Source organism: Sulfurospirillum sp. 1612, assembly GCF_036556685.1.
Taxonomy (GTDB): domain Bacteria; phylum Campylobacterota; class Campylobacteria; order Campylobacterales; family Sulfurospirillaceae; genus JAADIZ01.
The window spans coordinates 258,613-279,191 of sequence record NZ_CP140614.1; the positions used below are offsets into that span (position 1 = coordinate 258,613).

Consider the following 20,579-nt stretch of genomic DNA (forward strand, 5'->3'; position numbering starts at 1 on the left):
ATGTTTGAAGCAATAGCGTTTTATATGTTTTCGATTTTAGTGATAGGGATGTTTGGCATCGTTGTCTTTAGTAAAAATGCTCTGTATGCATTGAGTGCATTAGCTGGAGGTATGATTTTTATCTCTGGATTTTTCTTTTTACTTAATGCTGAGTTTTTAGGTGTGGTGCAGATTGTGGTATATACTGGCGCCGTTATGGCCGTGTATGCGTTTGGTATGATGTTTTTCGATACCAAAGTGGATGTAAAAGAAAATATCAAATACAAAAAGATTATCTATACCCTCTCCATGCTTTCTGCAATTTTTACCATTTTTGTTTTCTTAGCACCTATTTATTCATTAAAAATAGAATCATTTTATCCGACGATTGAAGGGGTGAGCAATATCAAAATGATTGGTCTCATTTTGTTTACAAAATATCTGGTTCCATTTGAACTCGCTGCGATTATGTTGCTTGTTGCGATGATTGCCGGTATTGTTTTGGTAAAAGTTAAAATGGACGAAACTCCGACGAATTTAGAAGTAGCAAGGGGTGAAAAATGATAACACTAACGCATTATCTCGTATTGAGTGGCATTTTATTTTCATTGGGTGTTGTGGGGATTTTAAGAAGAAAAAATCTACTCATGTTGTTTTTTTCTACAGAAATCATGTTAAATGCTGTCAATGTAGGATTTGCGGCTGTATCACGCTATTATGGTGACCTTAGCGGGCAAATATTTGCATTTTTTATCATTGCGATAGCAGCAAGTGAAGTCGCTGTGGGACTTGGGTTGTTGGTACTTTGGTATAAAAGAAGTGGTACCATTGATCTTGATAGCTTACATATCATGAAAGGGTAATGATGGAAAAATACTTATACGTCGCACTGTTTGCTCCACTTGTTGGGTCACTCTTTAGTGCTTTTTTTACAGCTCAGAAGAAAAACGTTATTACAGGATTGATGACTTCAGCTCTGTTATTAATCTCTTTTGTTTCATCCTTGACCCTGATGTTTGCAGTGCATGATGGATTATTGCTACATGTTACCATGATGGATTGGATTAGTGCAGGAAATCTTGTATTACCTTTTGGATTTACCGTAGATAATGTCTCTGTTGTCATGATGGTGACTGTGACCTTGGTATCCACCGTTGTCAATGTCTATTCCATGGGGTACATGATGCACGATGAAGGATATAATAGATTCTTTACCTACATCTCCGCCTTTGTTTTCTCGATGTTGATTTTGGTCATGAGTGATAACTTCGCAGGATTGTTCATCGGATGGGAAGGTGTTGGTCTTTGTTCTTGGATGTTGATTGGATTTTGGTACAAAAAACACAGCGCCTCTTGGGCGGCCAATGAAGCCTTTATCATGAACCGTATTGCGGACCTTGGTATGTTGATGGGACTTTTCTTGATTTATTGGCAATTTGGCTCATTTCGTTATAGTGTGGTTTTCTCAGGAATTGCAGATATTAACCCCAGTGTTGTGACTACGATTGCTTTGCTTTTATTCGTCGGTGCGATGGGTAAATCAGCACAATTTCCATTTCATACATGGCTTGCCGATGCGATGGAAGGCCCGACTCCGGTTTCAGCTCTGATTCACGCGGCGACTATGGTAACCGCAGGGGTATATCTTATCGTGAGAGCCAGTCAGCTTTTTATTTTAGTGCCAGAAGTGGGTTATATCATCGCCAGTTTGGGTGCATTTGTAGCCGTCTTTGCAGCGTCTATGGCGCTGGTCAATCGGGATTTGAAGCGTATCATTGCCTATTCCACCCTTTCGCAACTTGGTTACATGTTTGTGGCTGCAGGTTTAGGGGCTTATTGGATTGCACTCTTTCACTTGATGACGCACGCTTTTTTCAAATCATTGCTATTCTTGGGTGCAGGAAATGTGATGCATGCGATGGATGATGAGTTGGATATTAAGAAAATGGGTGGTCTTTTTTCTAGTATGAAATATACTGCGATTTTGATGAGTGTCGCCTCAGTAGCACTTTGTGGTATCTATCCATTTGCAGGATTCTTTAGTAAAGATATGATTTTGGCTGCGGCTTTTAATGAACATGCTTATTTCTTATGGTTGGCACTCTTTATCGGTGCGGGTATGACGGCATTTTATAGCTTTAGATTGATTATGTTGGTATTTTTTGGTGAAAAAGTACATGAAAAGTTGGGTTTTCATCCTCATGAAACGTATCCTTTTGTTTTATGGGCGTTGTTGCCACTTGGTATTCTTTCTGTGATTGCCGGTTTTTTCGAAAAATCATTTGAAGAATTTACAACAAAGATTTTATCAAAATATGAATTGCACATGACACACAGTGTTGAATCAATATTGATTTTAGCAACTTCAGTGATGGCAATAGGAGGCGTTTTGTTTGCGATTTACAAATATAAAAGAGGCGGTTTTAGCAAAGAAGTAGAGGCATTACCTCTTTATAAGCTACTCATAAATCAATATTACATTCCGAAGTTTTATGAGGTAGCAATCTTGAAACCCTATTATATGCTGTCGAAATTGGCATGGCAGAAGATTGATGTTAAGATTATTGATTTTACGGTTGACTTGATTGCAAGGACGCTTTACAAGATGGGCTCAAAAAGTAGGAAAATGCAAAGCGGTAATTTATCGGATATGTTACGATGGATGGCTGTGGGTATTGTAACCTTGTTGGCACTTGCCATATTTTATAGACCGATGATGTAGGGGGGCGTGATGGAACATATATTAACCTTAATTGTCTTTTTTCCTTTTGTCGCCGGTTTGTTTGGTTTCTTTGTCAATAAAGAGAGTATTAAAGTATTTGGAATTTCCGTGGCCGTCATTGAGTTTTTATTGACCGTTATTTTGTGGATTGGTTTTGACTCAAGTAATGCAGGCTATCAATTTGTTGAATACTTTCCGTTAATCTCACAATTTGGTATTAATTACTATATGGGTGTCGATGGTATCTCCCTCTTTTTAGTTGTCCTTAGTACGTTCATGACTTTGGTCGCTTTGATTGGATTGAGTATCACCAAAGATATCAAAAATCTCATCATTACCGTGTTGTTTTTAGAGATGACACTTGTGGGTGTATTTTTGAGTTTAGATATGATACTCTTTTATATCTTTTGGGAACTCTCCCTCATTCCGATGCTCTATATCATCGGCGCATGGGGAAGTGGACAGCGCATTTATGCCGCGATTAAATTCTTTTTATATACCTTTGCTGGGTCTGCTTTGATGCTAGTAGGGATTTTGTATTTAGGATACCAATACTACTTAGCTACTGGTACTTGGAGCTTTTCTGTTCCTGATTGGCATTTGTTAGTCTTGCCTTTTCACACGCAATTGTGGCTTTTTGGTGCATTTTTCTTGGCATTTGCTGTCAAGGTTCCTATGTTTCCATTCCATACGTGGTTGCCTTATGCTCACGGACAAGCGCCAACCATCGGTTCTGTTTTATTGGCCGCGGTGATGTTGAAAATGGGAACGTATGCATTTGTTAGATTCTCGTTGCCACTTTTCCCTGATGCGTCATTGTATTTCTTATATCCGATTGCGATTATCGCGATTATCATGGTGATTTATGCGGCGATGGTGGCATATGCACAAGAAGATATGAAACAGGTGATTGCTTACAGTTCAATCTCTCATATGGGGATTATCATCTTAGGTATTTTTGCCCTCAATGCAGAAGGTATTACCGGAGCGATATTTTTGATGTTGAGTCACGGAATCGTGAGTGGGGCACTCTTCTTGCTCGTGGGTGTCATTTATGATCGACGTCATACGAAGATGATGAGTGAATTTGGTGGTCTTGCGACAGTCATGCCGCGTTATGCAACCATCTTTGGTATTGTATTATTTGGTGCAGTTGGACTTCCTTTGACGATTGGATTTGTCGGAGAATTTTTATCCCTTCTTGGATTTTATAAAGTCAGTTGGTTGATGACATTATTGGCAGGAACGGGTATCATCCTAGGTGCTGTTTATATGTTGGTTTTATTTAAAAGATCATTTTTTGGTGAAGTCACTCATGAGGAAAATAGAAAGTTAAAAGATTTGGATAAAAAAGAGTATGTGGCACTGATTCCTTTGGTTGCATTGGTCGTGGTATTGGGTATTTATCCAAAACCAATCTTACATGATATCGATATGAGTGTCAAGAAAATGATTGTATTGATGGAACACAAAGCTTTATTGCCAAAGACCAAAGAGTTCCTGATTCGAGTGAATAGCACAGGAGGTACAAAATAATGTTAGAGCCTATCTCAATTAGCCTATCAAGTTTAAATATGGACTTGCTCATTCCTATGGCGGTTTTAGCTTTTGGGGCATTGTGTATCATCTGTATTGATATTTTTACAAAGAATTTAACAAAAAGTTTTTATGTGGCATTTACGTTGTTATTCCTCTTCTTGGATTTTACGGCGTTGATTAGTATTAAAGGGCCAGATCGAGGATTTTTTAATGTCTTGTTAGTAGATGGAATCTCGGTCTTAGGGCAGGGAATTATTTTGATTACCTCGGCACTCTTTATTTTGACCGTTTTGAGTAATAAACCGTTTAAAGAGTTCAAAAAAGCAGAATACTATGCCATATTTTTATTCATGATTGTCGGATTCCAATTTATGGTAGCCAGTGATAATCTGATTTTGATATTTTTAGGCTTAGAGACAGCCAGTCTCTCATTGTATGCGTTGATTGCGATGCACAACCGAGATAAAGCATTTGAGGCGGCGATTAAATACTTCACGATGGGAGCACTTGCGAGTGGATTTTTTGCCATGGCATCGTTGATTTTTTATACGTTAACAGGAAGTATCGAACTCTCAACAATATCGAAAGTATTAGTAGCCAACTCTTTTTCTCCAGGCTTGTTGATTTTGGCGGGAGTATCCTTTATGCTTATTGCACTTGGGTTTAAACTCTCCATTGTACCGGTACATACATGGTTGCCTGATGTTTATGAAGGAAGTTCGGCGCCACTTGCGGGTTATATCGCCGTTGTTCCAAAAATCGCAGGACTTGTGGTTGCGGTGAGATTTTTTGATATCTTTTTAGCACACCATATTATGTGGGTTGAAAATATCTTGATTTTAGTCTCAGTCATCACCATGACACTTGCCAATATTACCGCATTAGTGCAAGAAGATGTCAAAAGAATGCTTGCCTTTAGTTCGATTGCGCATGCAGGTTTTGTGTTGACTGCCATCATGGTAGGAAATACCCAAGCCTATTCTGCTATATTCTTATATTGGATTCTCTTTATGTTTACCAATATGGGTGCCTTTACGATGCTTTGGATTGCTCGACACAAAAGAAATCTTTGGGATTCAAGATACCAACATCCCTTTGTAAAATTCTCCGGTATGGCTAAAGTGGCACCTATGATGGCGACGATTTTTGGGCTTTTTATGTTTACGCTCGCGGGGATGCCTCCCTTTTCAGTCTTTTGGGGTAAATTATATGTGTTAGGTACGGTTGTCAATAGTGGCCATGAGGGCTTGGCTGTCATTATGGTAATCAATAGTGCGATTGCGGTATATTACTATATGAAACTGATGGTCTATATGTTCTTAAAAGAACCCATCACTGAAGATGGTAATATTTATGAAGCGAATATGACGGTCTCTTTGAAATTGATTGTGGGGGCGACGATTATCTTCACCATCACTGCATCACTTTTTGTTGAGCCGATTTTAAACTTGATTACCCGTCTTATTGGAACCAGTTCTATATAAAAAACAGGGGAAGTATTCCCTTGTTTTTTATCTCATGATAATAAATCTCAGCAAGGCAATGACGTGAAAATAAAAAATGAAGAACAATATGCCAGTGATAATTATTCAGGAATCTCTCCTGAAGTATTACATGCAATCAAAAAAGCAAATGATGGCTCTATTCGGGCTTATGGTGAAGATATTTATACCAAAATGGCTACTGATAAAATTCGAGAAATCTTTGAGTGTGATTGTGAAGTTTTCTTTGTCTTTAATGGTACATCGGCCAATGCCTTATCTTTGGCGCACATGTGTCAATCGTATCACAGTGTGATTTGTCATGAGTTGGCACATATTGAAACCGATGAGTGTGGCGCATTTGCTTTTGCCTCCAATGGTTCAAAATTACTCTTAGCCAAAGGTGAAAATGGCAAACTCATTCCTGCTGCGATTGAGGAGTTAATCACAAAACGTGAAGACATACACTATCCTAAACCCAAAGTAATCAGCCTAACCCAATCCAATGAAGTCGGTGTGGTTTACACCATAGATGAGATTAAAGCCATCAAAAAGATTGCCAAAAAACATGACCTCAAAATTCATATGGATGGGGCAAGATTTGCCAATGCCGTGGCGTCACTAAAGTGCCATCCGAGTGAAGTCACCTGGAAGGCAGGAGTCGATGTACTCAGTTTTGGTGGGACGAAAAATGGTATGGCATTTGGTGAAGCGGTCGTATTTTTTAAAAAAGAGTTAGCCGAAGATTTTGAATATCGGGTCAAGCAAGCAGGTCAATTGGCATCTAAGATGCGATTTATTGCAGCGCAATGGTTGGGTCTTTTAGAAGAAGACGTTTGGCTCAAAAATGCACGTCACGCCAATGAAATGGCACAATATTTTGTCAGTAAAGTGGAAGATTTGCATGGGGTTAATTTGATGTTTCCTTGTGATGCCAATGAAGTTTTTTTGAAATTAAAACCAGAAATCGAAGTAGAACTGCGTAAAAAAGGCTGGGAATTTTACGGATTTATCGGCGTTTCAAATCGATTTGTTTTTTCATGGAGCAGTACACAAAAACGCGTGGACAAACTGATTCATGATATCACCTTAGCCAGTCAACACTAATACATCAAATTGTATTGAAAAAAGTATCATGAGCGCCATTATCAGTCTGTCAGTTTTGACTGTATTTATCCCCACATTTTTCTTGGTCTCTTTGACTCCGGGAATGTGTATGACTTTGGCGATGAGTTTGGGGATGAGTATTGGTCTCAAACGGACACTGGCGATGATGGCAGGTGAACTTGTTGGTGTTGCTATTGTCGCACTCTCTTCGGTGATTGGGGCTTCTGCGATTATGTTGCGTTATCCTGAAGTTTTTGTGATGCTTAAGACCATCGGCGGTCTGTATCTGATTTATATTGGTATCATGATGCTTAAAAGCAAAGGAAAATTGGCATTATCAGAGTGTGGGGCGTCACAATTTTCTCATCTTAGCAATAAAAATTTAGCATTTCAAGGTTTTATCACTGCGATTGCAAATCCCAAAGGTTGGGCCTTTTTTATTTCACTACTGCCCCCTTTTATCAACAACAATCACCCCATCCTTCCTCAAATCATGATACTGTTGAGTATTATCTTGTGTCTGGAATTTACCTGCCTTATGATTTATGCAAGCGGGGGCAGTGGACTCAAAAAATTTCTACAAAAAAAGGACAATGTCAAAGGGATGAATAAGATTGCAGGATGCCTGATGTGTGGTGTTGGAATTTGGCTGATATTTGATTAGATAATATGCTATAATAGCCCTATGAAAGTTTTACTGCTATTGCTCATTTCGAGTATTCAAATTTTTGCTTTAAATATTTTTTTAAATAGTGCTAAAGAGAAGCAATCCTCTTATGCTGTGCTGCATATTATAGATCACGAACCCATAGATTGCAAAACAGTACCTTTGCCGCTGGATAAAAAAGAGTATTTATGTGAATTTAATAAGACGATTGATAGCCCGATAGAAAGTAAAAAATTAAAGCTGGTTGATATCGATTTTCTCAATAAAAATGATAGATTTTTTCTCAAAATAATTCCCAAAGTTGCATCACGTATTAGTGTCATCAAAGCACCACTTTATAGTATGAAAAACGTGCATCAAGCACAAAATCATAAAGGCGCAAAACACTGGGTGATTGTCCTTTATAACAAGCCACCATTTGGTCAAAAAGACCATGCTGAAGGCATTAATTTTCCGATTACTTACGAACAATACCAAATGCCTTATATCGGGCCAGTTGATTTAAATGGAGCACCGATTTCGTACGCAGCAGGAGATGATATCAATGCGTATTTGACAATACAAAAAGAGTATGAAAACAAGGATTATATCAGTACGATTCGTGATGTGGAGAGTGCCTTAAAAAAATACCCAAGTACGATTTTTAAAAGCGACTTATGGCGCTACAAACTCAATGCATTAGATCATATACTAGAAAATGAATCCGATGAGCGGAGCAATCATTACAGTGATGCGGATTTAGCAAAAGAGGCAAAAGCTTGGATTCGAGAATTTTCTTCGAGTGAAAATATCCCTGAAGTGCTGTATCTTTTGGTGAAAGATTATCTAAGAATTGGCTCTGGTGCAGATGTTGAATATTTTCTAGATATCCTCATGAATGAACATCCAGAAAATCCCTATACCAAGAAAGCCATCTTAGCGTTTGCTGATTCCCTATACCAAAAAGGGAAAAAAGAAAAAGCCATCCAACTCTATAAAGACGTCCTTTACAGTACGAAAGATTTAGATATTGCATCTGAAGCGGCCATCCATTTGACCAATAGTAATATTGACATGGGCAACCTCCAAGAAGCTAAAGATTATCTTGCTAAAGTATTGGATGCTAATAAAAACTATCTACTTCAAGATACCCTCGTAACCCAAAAATTAGCAGAAAAACTAGCCGCAAATCGATTAGCGGGAATGGCCGCAAAATTGAGCGATATGTTACTGGAGAATTTAGGAAAAGACCCAAATGCCCAACGTGAGTTATTGCTAAAAGAGAGCGGAGATTGGCATGCAAAACATGGGGATATCAAAGAGGCATATGCCCGCTATGAAGCGTATAAAAAACGTTATCCTTATGGAGATTATATCGATCATGTCAATCGCGCGCTTGATGAACTCTTCTTTGAGACCGATGAAAACAATGAGACAAAACTTTTAAATTATTATAATGTTTTAATTGGAAAATATAATAATTTTATCAAAGATAAAGCCATCATTGAAAAAGCAAAATTACTCATAAAAAATGGGCAATATGCTGAGGTGTTAAAGATGAAAGACCTCCTGATGAGCATAAAAAATGAAGATAAAAATAGCTCCAAAGCATTGTTATATCAAGCAGGATATGCTCTTGTGGATCAAGATCTCAAGAATCACGCATGTGAGCGTGCTATCTTGGTGCTTGAAACACACAAATTAGAGTTACATCATATTCAAGATAAAGCCAAACTGTTCACCTGTCTGATGCGTACATCAAGGTATCAAAAGGCGAATCAACTCGCACAATCAATGGCCACAGCTGGTGATTTGAATCACAAATTTGGGTGGTTAGAGCGTTTGATTAATGTCAAAGCCAAGTTGTTAGCCTACCAAGGGATTCCTTCATTGGAAAAAGATTTGATGGCCCTGTCAAAAATCTTGAAAAAGAGTCCATCAGAGACAACGTATCGAAGCCTTTTTAGAACCTATTACAGTCTAAAGCAATACAATAAGGCGCTCAATATTTTAGATAGCATAACAAAAAAATGGCCCAATAATATTAAAAATACCGAGTTGTACTATCAAATGGCACTTTATGCTAGTCGTAAACAAGATGATTTGTTATTGATTAAATATGCACGCGATATTATGGCCTTGCAAGATAAATATCAGATTTTACTACACAGCCCTAATATTGAATTCTTATTGATTGATGCGCTAAAACGCATCGGAAAACCAAAAGAAGCCCTAGCGGTGGCCGAACGTCTAAAAACGCAAAAATTAGATGATAATGACAAGGCACGAAGTCTCTATGAGTTGGGTGAATTAAGTGTCAAACTCAAAGATGATTCTGGTGCAAAATCATATTTTGAGACTTGTTCTAAAATCAAGGGCGCTAGTGCTTGGAAATCTCTTTGTATTGAAAACATGAGTCTACTTTAGAAACTCTTTAGCTACTTTGCTTGCAATCTCTTCAAGTGAGCCTTTGGTAATATTTTGAAATTGTGTCTGATTAAAAGTCCGCTGTCTCTTGGCGAGTTTTAGCGTATTCATCGTAATATGCTCTTCGAGTTCCTCTTTGGTGTAGAGTCCATCTAGGTACGCTAAAGTCTCTTTGATTCCGATGGATTTGAGTGCATTGGGCGCTCTTGTATATCGCTTTTCAAGATAGGCAACTTCATCGATTAATCCTTGCTTGACCATCTCATGCGTTCTTTTGGAAACACGCGTGGCAAGATAATCCCTTGGTACGTCTATATTAAACAAAGGGAGGGTGTCATTGATGAGTGGTTTTTGTTGATGAGTGCTAAAGTAGGTGCTGGCATCGAGTCCACTTTGTATAAATATCTCCAACCATTTTTCGATACGATAGGAATCATTGGGAGAGATTTTTTGTGCATATTTTGGGTCATTTTGAACCATGATGTCGTAAGCGTGACTTAAATTTTGCATGATTTGTGTGACTTTAGCACGATTTTGTGGGGAGAGTTTAGGTTTTTCACTCAATCCGCAAAGCAATGATTTTAAGTAAAAACCGGTACCGCCTACGATGATGAGGTCTTTGTGTTCCTTGATAGAGCATGCTTGTGCTTTTTTGTAGATATCAAAATATAAAGAAACATTAAAATTTTCATGAGGATAAATCTCATCAATTCCAAAATGTTTAATGTCCCCACGCTCTTCAAGTGTCGGTTTTGCAGAGGCTATATCTATTTCTTTATAAATACTTAAAGAGTCTAAAGAGAGAATATTGGCGTTGAATTTACGGGCCAAATCGAGTGATAATGCCGTCTTCCCTGAGGCTGTTGGACCTAATATTGCTAAGATTTTCATGATCCTTGATAAAATCCTGAAAAGAGTAAGATATCGGTATTTTCCTGGTTTGTTTGATTGCGGACTACCATCTCACTGATAATCTCACCGATTGCTGGTCCAAAAGTCACACCAAGCCAGCCAAGTCCGGTGGCATAGATGAGATTTTTGTACGTTTCATCGCGGCCGATGAGCGGCATGTCATTAGGGGTCAAAGGACGAAATCCCGCCCAATGTTTTTGATTTTTCATCTCAAAGTCGATGCTATATTTTTTGAAATTCTTAATAATGGTATCAATCTTTTCGCGCTCAACAAAGCGATTTTTGTTGGCGATTTCAAGTTTACCAGTAATTCTCATATCCTCTCTTCTAGGGGCACAGCCGATAAATTGATCGGCAAAAATAATAGGCACCTTAGGCTTGAGTGCAGCATCCATTTCAAATGTGATGCTATAGCCTTTGGCAGGGGTGAGCATCAACTCCGTACCCGTTTTGCGAGCAATTGCTGTGTGTGCTCCAGTCGCAAAGATAATCGTATCGGCTTGGTAGCTGTTTTTGGTGGTCATGATCTTCTCGACTGCGTCAAAGCGCAACTTAAAATCAATCACTTCTTCTTCTAATATAAACTCCACACCAGAGTCCTCAAGGTAGTGATGAAGGGTGCGCATCATCAAGCCTGGGTCTAAGTGGGCATTACGCTTTAAAAGAACGGAGCCTTGAATATCATTATTCGCAAAGGGAACCAATTTCTGAGTTTCAGATTTATCCAAGATTTCACACGTGGAGCGATTTTTGGCTTGTTTAATCTGTTTTTCAAAAGATGCCTCTTGCGTATAGAGCATCATGAGACCATTTTGATGAAAATCAAAATCCATACCACTCTCTTTTAGCATTTGTTGATACAATGAGAGGGTAAGATGACCATAGCGCTCAAATAGAGCATGAGTCTTTTTCACGCGCTGTTGGGTTGCATTCATCAAAAATTTCAAAAGCCAACGATGTATCATGATATCCATCGTAGGATAGATTTTGAGTGGACTTTGACCTTTGAGCATGAGGGCTAAGGTATCGCGTAAAATGCCCGGTCTTGAGAGTGGATTTTCATCAAAAGGAGAGAGAATTCCAGCATTTCCAAAAGAGGTTGCATCGGTGATATTGCCTTTGTCTATGATGGTGACCTTTCTGCCTTTTTTATGTAAAGCATAAGCACACATCAATCCCGCAACACCGCCTCCGACAATGATGACATCTCTCATATCTCTCTCCCTTATCAGCAAATTATCGTGTATTTATACGAAATTATAACACTTTTAATCTCATTTATTGTAAAATTTGTGACTAAAATTTGTAAAAGGGAAACATTGAAGAAGTATCTAGATATTTTAAAAAGCATCAATGAACTGATTGTCTTTAAACACTCCATTTTTGCGCTACCGTTTATATTTATTGCGATGATAGTCTCATCATCGTTGTTGCATCATACCATGTGGTTTGGCTGGAAATTGTTGATTTTAGGACTTTTGGCTGCGGTGAGTGCCCGAAGTTTTGCGATGGCATTTAATCGATGGGCGGATAAAGATATTGATAAATTTAACCCCCGAACCAAAGAGAGACCCAGTGTTGATGGTCGCGTAGGTGAGGCCAATATGCTAGGGTTTATTGCTATTAATGCTTTGATTTTTATTGTCGTGGCATATTTTATCAATACGTTGGCGTTTTATCTCTCTATTCCAATTTTAATAGTGCTTGGAGGGTATTCGGTCTTTAAGCGCTTCTCTGAAACGGCCCATCTGGTTTTGGGACTCTCTTTGGGATTGGCACCGATTGCAGGCGCTGTGGCTGTGAGCGAATCCATCCCGATATGGGCGGTGATGCTCTGTATCGGTGTGATGTACTGGGTAGCAGGATTTGATTTGTTGTACTCATTACAAGATATGGAGTATGATAGAGCTCATAATCTTTTTTCGATTCCATCAAAATATGGCAAAGAGGCGACCTTTTTTATATCAAAACTCTTTCATGCACAAACTATTTTATTTTGGATTTTGTTTGCGTATCTAGCCAATTTGGGTATATTTGCTTACCTTGGGATTATAATATCTGCTATAATACTTTATAAAGAGCATCGCATTGTTGCAAAAGATTTCTCCAAGATTGATAAAGCATTTTTTACGCTCAATGGCTATCTTGGAATCATCTTTTTTATTTTTATATGGATGGATAGATTTTTTATGAACGGAGTGTAGCGATTATGAGTGATATTCGTTTTGTAGCGGCCCCTTTGAAGATTGTCTTTGATGAGATTGATAAACAAGATGAAAAATACAAACGGGAGTATGACCAACTTTCCAATGCGGATGAGGATACTGTAGGACAATGGCTGAAACTTGCCAAAGCAAGAGGAGAGACCACAGAGAGTGATCCGGTATTGTTGACACTTTTAATAGAATTGCACCGAAAAATCGATGATTTGAGTGCTTATATCAAAGATGAAAAACCAGATTTCTTGCCCCTCTCTCTAGCGGCAAATATCGAGGCTATAGGTTTTGAACACTTTCGTCTCCAAGAGGCGAGTTTGCTTCCTAATGTGAAATATTATGGTAGAGTGTTGATGCCAGTTTTTCCCAAGCGGGAAATTCCGATATTTTTTGTTGCGCTGGATGAAAAGATTGCTAAAATCTTTTTGATTCATGATAAAGACAATAAAGATTGGAGTGCGTATCTTAGTGCACGAGAACGTGCATTGATTCGTGAGATGAAGGCCATGAAAGAGGGAATATCATGAATATTGAATTTGCAGGATTGATTGCATTAGGGATTTTGGTGGCCGTATTGTTTTTTATTATGATGCTTCGTGACCAAGAAGTCGCCAAAAAATTGAGTATTTATGAAAAAATCATCGAAGATCTCAATCATGAACATCACCAACTCTCCAAAGAGATTCAAAACCTATCCAAGAGCAATGATTTTGATTTGGAGGCTTTTAGAACCGAAGTAGCCCAGCAAGTTGCCTTTGAAGTGCAAAATTCTTTGACCCCAATTATCCAGTCTATCAAAGAAATCGATGAGATTATGCAAACGTTTCAAGATGAACAAACCAATCGTATTGATGCTTTGGAGCATCGTACAAAAGAGAAAAACTTTTCTCAAATCAATAATACCGAATCCAATGAAAAAACGATTATTTCTCAGTACAAATCTGGAAAAAGCGAAGCCATGATAGCCAAAGATTTGCGCATCGGTATTGGAGAAGTTGATTTGATTTTAAAACTAGCGAATTTGAAGTGATGATGGTCCATCCTTCTTGGCAAAAAATTGTGCGGGCATGTTATGATGCTTTGGACCAGCCGTATCGAGAGTTTCTAGAACAAGATCGCGGGTATTTTCCTCATCATGATACCTTTCTCAATGCCTTTAAAACTCTGCGACTTGAAGATACAAAATACATCTTATTTGGGCAAGATCCCTATCCTAGAAAAGAGAGTGCCATAGGCTATGCTTTTATTGATGGATTGGTGGATGAGATCTTCACCGATACGGGCTTATCAAAGCCGGTCAACAAAGCGACAAGTTTGAGAAATTTCATCAAAATGCTGTGTGTGGCACAGGGCGTATTGCCCCATGATAATACATCGCAGCAAGCCATCTCACAACTTCCTAAAGAGGGATATATTAGAACGATTTTTGATTTAAAAGAAAATTTTGAAAAAAACGGTGTTTTATTGCTCAATACTTCTTTGATTTTTACATCTAAAAAAAATACGATGCGACATGCCCGTGCCTTTTTGCCCTTTATGGATACATTGTTGCAAACATTGAAAGATAGAAATATCGAAATTATTCTCTTTGGTAATACGGCCAAAATGCTTGAAAAGAAATTACCATTCCTCCAAACGTATACGCTTCACAAGATGCCACATCCGTATAATGTCAGCTTCATAAAAGACCCCACAGCACTGACTTTATTTGCCCCTATGAAGTTGCTAAATTTGTCATGATATATGACATAATTCTCACAGAAGTAATATAATTTTTTATTTTATATAATTGTTAGCTGATAAAGGTATAATTCGGTTAATTTAGTTTAGTGAAAAAATCGATCGATTATATTAAAGGATTCATTATGTTAGTAGATGGATATGGTAGAAACGTAAATTATTTGAGGATTTCAGTCACAGAACGTTGTAATTTTAGATGTCAGTATTGTATGCCTGAAAAGCCCTTTTCTTGGGTACCAAGAGAGAATTTACTCAGTTTTGAAGATCTATTTTTATTTATAAAAGTAGGGATAGATGAGGGAATCAACAAAATTCGTATCACAGGAGGAGAGCCATTATTGCGTGCAGATCTTGATACATTTATCAAGATGATTAGCGATTATCGTAGTGATATTGACCTAGCACTCACCACCAATGGTTTTCTTTTGAAACAGTGTGCCCAAAAGCTTAAAGATGCGGGATTAAAACGTGTCAATATTTCTCTTGATTCACTCAAGCCGGAAATCGCGATGAAAATTGCGCAAAAAGATGTTTTTAAACATGTTATGGCCGGCATTGATGAAGCGCAACGTGTCGGTTTGGGTGTGAAGATTAATACCGTACCACTCAAAGGCATTAATTCTGGCGAAGTGCTTGATCTTTTGGAATTTGCAAAATCACGAGGCATGAGTATTCGTTTTATTGAATATATGGAAAACAAACATGCCAAAGATAAATTGCAAGGCCTAAAAGCAGAAGAGATACAAGCAATCATCGCGCAAAAATATCCTTTTAAAGCAGTGGGGCGTGTCGGGTCTTCTCCTGCTCATCTGTTTGAGCTTGAAGATGGGTATCGCTTTGGTATTATTGACCCGCATAAGCACGATTTTTGTGAAGATTGCAATCGTATTCGCTTGACGGCGGAGGGGATGTTGATTCCGTGTCTCTATTTTGATGAGGCGATGAGTATTAAAGAATCTGTACAAAAAGGTGATATTCAAGGAGCGACAGAGGTACTCAAGACAGTATTGAAGAACAAGCCTGAGAAAAACAAATGGAGTGAAGATAATGAAAATGAGACTTCAGAACGTGCTTTTTATGAAACAGGAGGGTGACAATGGATGAAACGTTTATGATGACACTGCATTTACACAGTGCTTTGGTTGGCATCACGCTGATTTTTGCTGCGGTGAATTATTTTATTATTAATAATAAATTAGATTATGATGGATTAGTGAAACGTTTTCGCGGTATGTTACCGTTTTATTACCTCGCATTAGCTACGGTGATTTTTACGGGATTGGTGCTACTGGGATTGGCAAGATTTAATTTTCAATACAGTGAATTGTTGATGATTGTGGTGTGGTTTATCATCTTGATTAGTACGATTAAACGCTACAAAAAGTTTAAATCCCTGCGTCGTGATGATACCGTGCGATTGGGTCGATTTATAAAATTTTCAAAAAGAAAGCATTTGATTGATATGGCACTAATCATCATTACAATGGCTGTTGCTTATATGTGAGGATAGATGCAATTTTTATATCATGAGCTGGCAAAAGATGCGACACTAACCCTAGATGCCAAAGCCTATTCCCATGTTCTGAAAGTCAGACGCGCCAAGATTGGAGATAGGCTTTTTGTGCGAAATATGATTGATGATATTTTGTATGAGTACACGATTACATCTATCAATAAAAAATATGCCAATTTGGATTTAATCGGAGAAAAATATCTCAAAATTGAAGCAGAAAAAGCCATTCATGTGGGTTGGTGTGTCGTAGACCCTAAGATGATTGAAAAAACACTTCCTTTTCTCAATGAACTGGGCGTCTCAACCATCAGTTTTGTATATTGTGAATTTTCACAACAACAATTTAAGATTGACTTAGACCGCCTCAAGCGTATTTTAATCAACTCGTCACAACAATGTGGACGAAGCCATTTGATGCATCTCGAAGTTTTTGATACTTTAGCCGCATATGTCGCGCGTTATCCTGATAGTAAGATTATAGATTTTAGTGAAAATAGACTCAAAAATGAAACAGATGGTACAACATTTTTGATTGGGTGTGAAGGAGGATTTTCGTCTGCTGAGCGGGATTTATTTCCCCCTGAAAAAAGGGTGGGCTTGCAAACGCCGATGATATTAAGAAGCGAAACGGCACTTTTAAGTCTCTGCTCCCATCTATTAACTTGAAATCTTAAGAGTATTGTGTTATAATTTCGTTTCCCCTCCCCCCTATATAGCGGTGGGCCTTAAAAAGCCTACTGCTAAGTTAATGTTAATTATTACTAGGATACTAGGGCACTTTATATAAATTTGAAGGAAGATAAGAATGAAAAAAGATATTCACCCTGAATATGTCGCTTGTACGGTCAGTTGCGCTTGTGGAAATAAATTTGAAACAATGTCTAATAAACCAGAAATCAAGATCGATATCTGTAATGAATGCCATCCTTTTTTCACGGGCAGTGAAAAAATAGTGGATGCCGCCGGTAGAGTTGAAAAATTTAAGAAAAAATATAATTTAAAATAGTTTTTCTAAAATATTTTGGTATATTTAATTCCTACACCGATAGGAAATATAGATGATATCTCACTTAGAAGTTTAGCGCTTCTTAGTGAGATACAAATCCTCTTTTGTGAAGATACCCGCGTTACAAAAAAATTACTCAATCTACTCTCCATTAAACATAACTTAGAATTTAAAATCGACCAATATATAGCCTTTCATTCGCATAATGATACTAAAGTGCTTCAAGAGATAGACCCTGATATTTTTTCTAAAACCGTTGGGTTTATGAGTGATGCGGGGATGCCTTGCGTGAGTGACCCTGGTGCTGTATTGGTTCAGTATTGTCAAGAACATCAGATTGATTATGAAGTCCTACCTGGTGCCAATGCGGCTCTTTTAGCTTATGCTTCAAGCGGATTTGATATGTCACAATTCCTTTTTCATGGCTTTTTGCCCCACAAAGGCAACGATAGAACACAGGCGCTCTCTTCTGTGATTGATTCTATTTATCCTACGATACTCTATGAATCTCCGCATCGTATTGCCAAGTTGTCGCTTGAATTAGCCAAAATGTGTCCGGATAGAAAATTATTTGCTATTAAAGAAGCAACCAAAAAATTTGAGACAAAATTTTTCGGTTTGTGCTGTGAGTTTCCAGAATTCTCAAATACGATTAATGCCAAAGGCGAGTGGTCTTTGGTCCTAGAGCCTAAAGCCAAGCAACAGGGGGAACCCATCACGGAGATGGATATTCAAGCACTGGACATACCTCCAAAACAAAAAGCAAAATTATTGGCAAAACTCACAGGAATGAGTATTAAAGCATGCTACAAAAGTGTCTCTAAAATAGACAATTTATAGTACTTTTTAAGCTATTTTAGATACAATAAATGCATGATAATATACGGAAAACAACTTTTTTTACATGTACTAGAAAAATATCCAAATAAACTGATTAAAGTCCAATTAGCCAAGAAGTGCGATCAAAAACTTTTTTCAAAAATAACACGGGCGTGCTCGGATGTGAGTTTGGTCGATAACATGAAAGCGCAAGCATTATGTCATGGTGGCAATCACCAAGGATTTATTGCGCATATCGAAAACTTACAATTTGCTCGCTTTGAGGATGTCAAAAAAGATGCTTTTATTATAATTTTGCAAGGGATTACTGATGTTGGTAATATCGGAGCGATTATCAGAACGGCATATGTTTTCGGAGCGGACGCTATTATCATCAGCGGCATTAAAAATATTCAATTAGAATCGCTAATCCGCACGAGTAGCGGTGCTATATTTGAGATTCCAATCGTACTGTATAGCAATACGCTAGATTTAATCAATGAACTAAAACAAGTCGGCTTTACACTTTATGGTGCTGACATGAATGGGGAGAATGTAAGAGGGTTTGAGTTTAATTCTAAAAAAGCTTTGATGATGGGAAGTGAAGGGGATGGCATACCGGCTAAGGTAAAATCCAAACTAGATCATATCGTTTCGATTCATATGGCTCGACAATTTGACTCTTTAAACGTGGGTGCAGCAACCGCAATATTGTGTGATAGGATAGTGAATGGATAGCATAAAGGTTCTGGAGGAGATAGGCTTAAAAGAGATTTCAAAGAAGACACATATTGAAATTAAATTTTTAGAATACATCATCAATTCAGATTTCGACAAGCTCAATAAGACAAATTCTATCGGGTTTGTAAAAATCATATCGCGAGAATATCAGCTGGACTTGAGCGATTGGCTGGACGAAGCGCGGGCATATTGGGATGCGCAAATACCAGAGCCTGAAGAACAAAAGATTTTTATTGCCCCAAAAAGTAAGAAAATTCCGAAATCTGTCGTATCACTGTTAGCCTTTGTGATATTGGTAGCTATTTTGTATGCGGCTTATATGTTTTTGGATAAAAAACTGAATTTTTTTGAAAATACCGTCTTAAAAAAAGATATCAATTACACCTATGAAGAGACTCCTGCTGTGAGTGAAGCGAAAAAAACATTAGCGCAGGAAATCATCGTGCCTGAGACAAATACTACCGCGGTGATAGAAGAGAATCAAAGTGATGTCAATCAAAGCGTTGCCCCTTCGGTGAATGCAACAGAGACAGAGACGATTGCTATCAACCAAAATGAAACCAAAAAAACCAATGAAGTGCCTATTACTCCTGTGGATAAAAAGAGTTTTATCGAGCCGAATAAAAAATTATGGATTGGTATTATCGATTTAAATACCTACAAAAGAACCTCGTATGTGGGAGATGGTAATTATTCGATTGATCCGAAAAATGACCAATTAATTACAACCGGGCATGGAGATTTTACGATGCATTTCAAAGGGGTGAGCACGGAGTATACGAGGATGGAGCCACTTGATTTTCTGATCAAAGATGGAAAACTCACTGAAATATCAAAAGAAGAATTCAAAAAACTTAATCGAGGCACTCTTTGGTAAAAAATATCTTTTTAGTATTACTTTTGAGTACCTTTGCATCGGCAAATCTACAAGAAAAAATTATCAGTTTTATGGGGCAAAAAAGTTATGCCAAGCAAGAAAATTTGATAAAAATCTTGTTTAAAAATCAAAATAGTTTTTATAAACAATCTGATGGTAATATCAACAGTCTCAAGGTCATACAAGTCTTACAAGATAATGGTTTATTGAAACTCTCTTATGCGAGGCCGATGTCGTTGCATATTACTTTTGTCACAGATAAAAACCCACTGATATTTACGCGTATCGTGAGTGAATCGCTTGAGGCGGTGGGATATAATTATTTTCTAACCCAAGAGGCAAAAAAGAGTACTGAGCAATTTCGTTGGACTATTAACTTAAAAACAAAGCGTATTATCAATCCGACCTTGTTTGCTAAAGAGCTTGAAAAAAGAGGCTGCAAGATAGTGGATATTGTAAAACAGAGTGATGAACAATGGGTGTATGAGATTGATTCTCATGATGCAAAGCTTAATGCCTTGCACTTAGAACCAAATACAAGAGTGGATCTATCCAAACCAATACAACCGTATTGGATTGAGAGTGATCAGGCAGAATCTATTAAGATTAGAACCAGTTTAGCGGACCATTGGTTTCCTTTGGTGTTGTTTTTGGATAAAGGGTTGCATTTAATCTCTCAAACAAAAATAGATGAGAGAACGTATGCGATTACGTTGCGTGTTCCTGAGAATTGCAAATACATCAGGATTAGTGATATTTATACTTTGGACAATATAAAGCGCGGGTTAAGCGTATATCTGAAAAAATAACCGCTAGAGAATAGACACAATCACGATAGAAAATGATAAAAAGAA

Annotated in this window: 22 protein-coding genes; 20 read left to right on the forward strand and 2 right to left on the reverse strand. The window is 37.8% G+C overall.

What is annotated here, in order from left to right:
* The 8 genes from SFB89_RS01320 (at position 1) to SFB89_RS01355 (ending at position 9,901) form a co-directional block, all read left to right on the forward strand.
* The gene (locus SFB89_RS01320; RefSeq protein ID WP_331775151.1) at positions 1–543 is read left to right on the forward strand and encodes an NADH-quinone oxidoreductase subunit J; all 543 of its coding nucleotides are present in this window, start codon (positions 1–3) and stop codon (positions 541–543) included.
* Complete coding sequence (nuoK, locus tag SFB89_RS01325; protein ID WP_331775152.1) at positions 540–842, forward strand: NADH-quinone oxidoreductase subunit NuoK; 303 nt, start codon at positions 540–542, stop codon at positions 840–842. The genes SFB89_RS01320 and nuoK overlap by 4 nt, the downstream gene beginning before the upstream one ends.
* 2 nt (positions 843–844) lie before the next feature.
* The gene (gene nuoL, locus SFB89_RS01330) at positions 845–2,701 is read left to right on the forward strand and encodes an NADH-quinone oxidoreductase subunit L (RefSeq protein ID WP_331775153.1); all 1,857 of its coding nucleotides are present in this window, start codon (positions 845–847) and stop codon (positions 2,699–2,701) included.
* A 9-nt stretch (positions 2,702–2,710) separates the two neighbouring features.
* The gene (locus tag SFB89_RS01335; RefSeq protein WP_331775154.1) at positions 2,711–4,237 is read left to right on the forward strand and encodes an NADH-quinone oxidoreductase subunit M; all 1,527 of its coding nucleotides are present in this window, start codon (positions 2,711–2,713) and stop codon (positions 4,235–4,237) included.
* Positions 4,237–5,724, forward strand: a complete 1,488-nt coding sequence (nuoN, locus tag SFB89_RS01340) for an NADH-quinone oxidoreductase subunit NuoN (RefSeq protein ID WP_331775155.1) — start codon at positions 4,237–4,239, stop codon at positions 5,722–5,724. The genes SFB89_RS01335 and nuoN overlap by 1 nt, the downstream gene beginning before the upstream one ends.
* Positions 5,725–5,787: 63 nt before the next feature.
* A complete protein-coding gene (locus SFB89_RS01345) occupies positions 5,788–6,828 on the forward strand; it encodes a threonine aldolase family protein (protein WP_331775156.1) in 1,041 nt (346 codons plus the stop codon).
* 28 nt (positions 6,829–6,856) lie between these two features.
* A complete protein-coding gene (locus tag SFB89_RS01350; RefSeq protein ID WP_331775157.1) occupies positions 6,857–7,492 on the forward strand; it encodes a LysE family translocator in 636 nt (211 codons plus the stop codon).
* Between the two features lie 21 nt (positions 7,493–7,513).
* Positions 7,514–9,901, forward strand: coding sequence for a tetratricopeptide repeat protein (locus SFB89_RS01355; RefSeq protein WP_331775158.1), 2,388 nt, complete (start codon positions 7,514–7,516; stop codon positions 9,899–9,901).
* Here the strand turns inward: SFB89_RS01355 and miaA are convergent.
* Complete coding sequence (gene miaA, locus SFB89_RS01360) at positions 9,893–10,792, reverse strand: tRNA (adenosine(37)-N6)-dimethylallyltransferase MiaA (protein ID WP_331775159.1); 900 nt, start codon at positions 10,790–10,792, stop codon at positions 9,893–9,895. The two genes, SFB89_RS01355 and miaA, sit on opposite strands and share 9 nt — an antisense overlap.
* The gene (locus tag SFB89_RS01365) at positions 10,789–12,027 is read right to left on the reverse strand and encodes an NAD(P)/FAD-dependent oxidoreductase (protein ID WP_331775160.1); all 1,239 of its coding nucleotides are present in this window, start codon (positions 12,025–12,027) and stop codon (positions 10,789–10,791) included. The genes miaA and SFB89_RS01365 overlap by 4 nt, the downstream gene beginning before the upstream one ends.
* A gap of 105 nt (positions 12,028–12,132) precedes the next feature.
* Between SFB89_RS01365 and mqnP the strand changes: the two genes are divergently transcribed.
* The 12 genes from mqnP (at position 12,133) to SFB89_RS01425 (ending at position 20,534) form a co-directional block, all read left to right on the forward strand.
* Positions 12,133–13,017, forward strand: a complete 885-nt coding sequence (gene mqnP / locus SFB89_RS01370; protein WP_331775161.1) for a menaquinone biosynthesis prenyltransferase MqnP — start codon at positions 12,133–12,135, stop codon at positions 13,015–13,017.
* A 5-nt stretch (positions 13,018–13,022) separates the two neighbouring features.
* The gene (locus SFB89_RS01375) at positions 13,023–13,556 is read left to right on the forward strand and encodes a hypothetical protein (RefSeq protein WP_331775162.1); all 534 of its coding nucleotides are present in this window, start codon (positions 13,023–13,025) and stop codon (positions 13,554–13,556) included.
* Entirely contained in the window at positions 13,553–14,059 is a 507-nt protein-coding gene (locus tag SFB89_RS01380; RefSeq protein WP_331775163.1) for a DUF6115 domain-containing protein, read from the forward strand. Before SFB89_RS01375 ends, SFB89_RS01380 begins: the two co-directional genes overlap by 4 nt.
* Before the next feature lie 29 nt (positions 14,060–14,088).
* Positions 14,089–14,769, forward strand: a complete 681-nt coding sequence (locus SFB89_RS01385) for a uracil-DNA glycosylase (protein ID WP_331775164.1) — start codon at positions 14,089–14,091, stop codon at positions 14,767–14,769.
* 125 nt (positions 14,770–14,894) lie between these two features.
* Positions 14,895–15,863, forward strand: coding sequence for a GTP 3',8-cyclase MoaA (gene moaA, locus SFB89_RS01390; protein ID WP_331775165.1), 969 nt, complete (start codon positions 14,895–14,897; stop codon positions 15,861–15,863).
* Between the two features lie 2 nt (positions 15,864–15,865).
* Positions 15,866–16,273, forward strand: a complete 408-nt coding sequence (locus SFB89_RS01395) for a hypothetical protein (RefSeq protein ID WP_331775166.1) — start codon at positions 15,866–15,868, stop codon at positions 16,271–16,273.
* Between the two features lie 6 nt (positions 16,274–16,279).
* Complete coding sequence (locus SFB89_RS01400; RefSeq protein WP_331775167.1) at positions 16,280–16,948, forward strand: 16S rRNA (uracil(1498)-N(3))-methyltransferase; 669 nt, start codon at positions 16,280–16,282, stop codon at positions 16,946–16,948.
* Between the two features lie 139 nt (positions 16,949–17,087).
* Positions 17,088–17,288, forward strand: coding sequence for a 50S ribosomal protein L31 (gene rpmE / locus SFB89_RS01405; RefSeq protein WP_331775168.1), 201 nt, complete (start codon positions 17,088–17,090; stop codon positions 17,286–17,288).
* Positions 17,289–17,303: 15 nt separating this feature from the next.
* Positions 17,304–18,128: a 16S rRNA (cytidine(1402)-2'-O)-methyltransferase gene (gene rsmI / locus SFB89_RS01410; protein ID WP_331775169.1), complete on the forward strand. Its 825-nt coding sequence runs from the start codon at positions 17,304–17,306 to the stop codon at positions 18,126–18,128.
* A gap of 33 nt (positions 18,129–18,161) precedes the next feature.
* Positions 18,162–18,845, forward strand: a complete 684-nt coding sequence (gene rlmB, locus SFB89_RS01415) for a 23S rRNA (guanosine(2251)-2'-O)-methyltransferase RlmB (protein WP_331775170.1) — start codon at positions 18,162–18,164, stop codon at positions 18,843–18,845.
* Positions 18,838–19,725, forward strand: coding sequence for a hypothetical protein (locus tag SFB89_RS01420; protein WP_331775171.1), 888 nt, complete (start codon positions 18,838–18,840; stop codon positions 19,723–19,725). Before rlmB ends, SFB89_RS01420 begins: the two co-directional genes overlap by 8 nt.
* Entirely contained in the window at positions 19,719–20,534 is an 816-nt protein-coding gene (locus SFB89_RS01425; RefSeq protein WP_331775172.1) for a hypothetical protein, read from the forward strand. Before SFB89_RS01420 ends, SFB89_RS01425 begins: the two co-directional genes overlap by 7 nt.
* Positions 20,535–20,579 lie beyond the last annotated feature (45 nt).

Bases quoted from the DNA above. Each gene is read 5' to 3' on its own strand.
- SFB89_RS01320 (WP_331775151.1), top strand. From the start codon at position 1: ATGTTTGAAGCAATAGCGTTTTATATGTTTTCGATTTTAGTGATAGGG.
- nuoK (WP_331775152.1), top strand. From the start codon at position 540: ATGATAACACTAACGCATTATCTCGTATTGAGTGGCATTTTATTTTCA.
- nuoL (WP_331775153.1), top strand. From the start codon at position 845: ATGGAAAAATACTTATACGTCGCACTGTTTGCTCCACTTGTTGGGTCA.
- SFB89_RS01335 (WP_331775154.1), top strand. From the start codon at position 2,711: ATGGAACATATATTAACCTTAATTGTCTTTTTTCCTTTTGTCGCCGGT.
- nuoN (WP_331775155.1), top strand. From the start codon at position 4,237: ATGTTAGAGCCTATCTCAATTAGCCTATCAAGTTTAAATATGGACTTG.
- SFB89_RS01350 (WP_331775157.1), top strand. From the start codon at position 6,857: ATGAGCGCCATTATCAGTCTGTCAGTTTTGACTGTATTTATCCCCACA.
- SFB89_RS01355 (WP_331775158.1), top strand. From the start codon at position 7,514: ATGAAAGTTTTACTGCTATTGCTCATTTCGAGTATTCAAATTTTTGCT.
- miaA (WP_331775159.1), bottom strand. From the start codon at position 10,792: ATGAAAATCTTAGCAATATTAGGTCCAACAGCCTCAGGGAAGACGGCA.
- SFB89_RS01365 (WP_331775160.1), bottom strand. From the start codon at position 12,027: ATGAGAGATGTCATCATTGTCGGAGGCGGTGTTGCGGGATTGATGTGT.
- SFB89_RS01375 (WP_331775162.1), top strand. From the start codon at position 13,023: ATGAGTGATATTCGTTTTGTAGCGGCCCCTTTGAAGATTGTCTTTGAT.
- SFB89_RS01380 (WP_331775163.1), top strand. From the start codon at position 13,553: ATGAATATTGAATTTGCAGGATTGATTGCATTAGGGATTTTGGTGGCC.
- moaA (WP_331775165.1), top strand. From the start codon at position 14,895: ATGTTAGTAGATGGATATGGTAGAAACGTAAATTATTTGAGGATTTCA.
- SFB89_RS01395 (WP_331775166.1), top strand. From the start codon at position 15,866: ATGGATGAAACGTTTATGATGACACTGCATTTACACAGTGCTTTGGTT.
- SFB89_RS01400 (WP_331775167.1), top strand. From the start codon at position 16,280: ATGCAATTTTTATATCATGAGCTGGCAAAAGATGCGACACTAACCCTA.
- rpmE (WP_331775168.1), top strand. From the start codon at position 17,088: ATGAAAAAAGATATTCACCCTGAATATGTCGCTTGTACGGTCAGTTGC.
- rlmB (WP_331775170.1), top strand. From the start codon at position 18,162: ATGATAATATACGGAAAACAACTTTTTTTACATGTACTAGAAAAATAT.
- SFB89_RS01420 (WP_331775171.1), top strand. From the start codon at position 18,838: ATGGATAGCATAAAGGTTCTGGAGGAGATAGGCTTAAAAGAGATTTCA.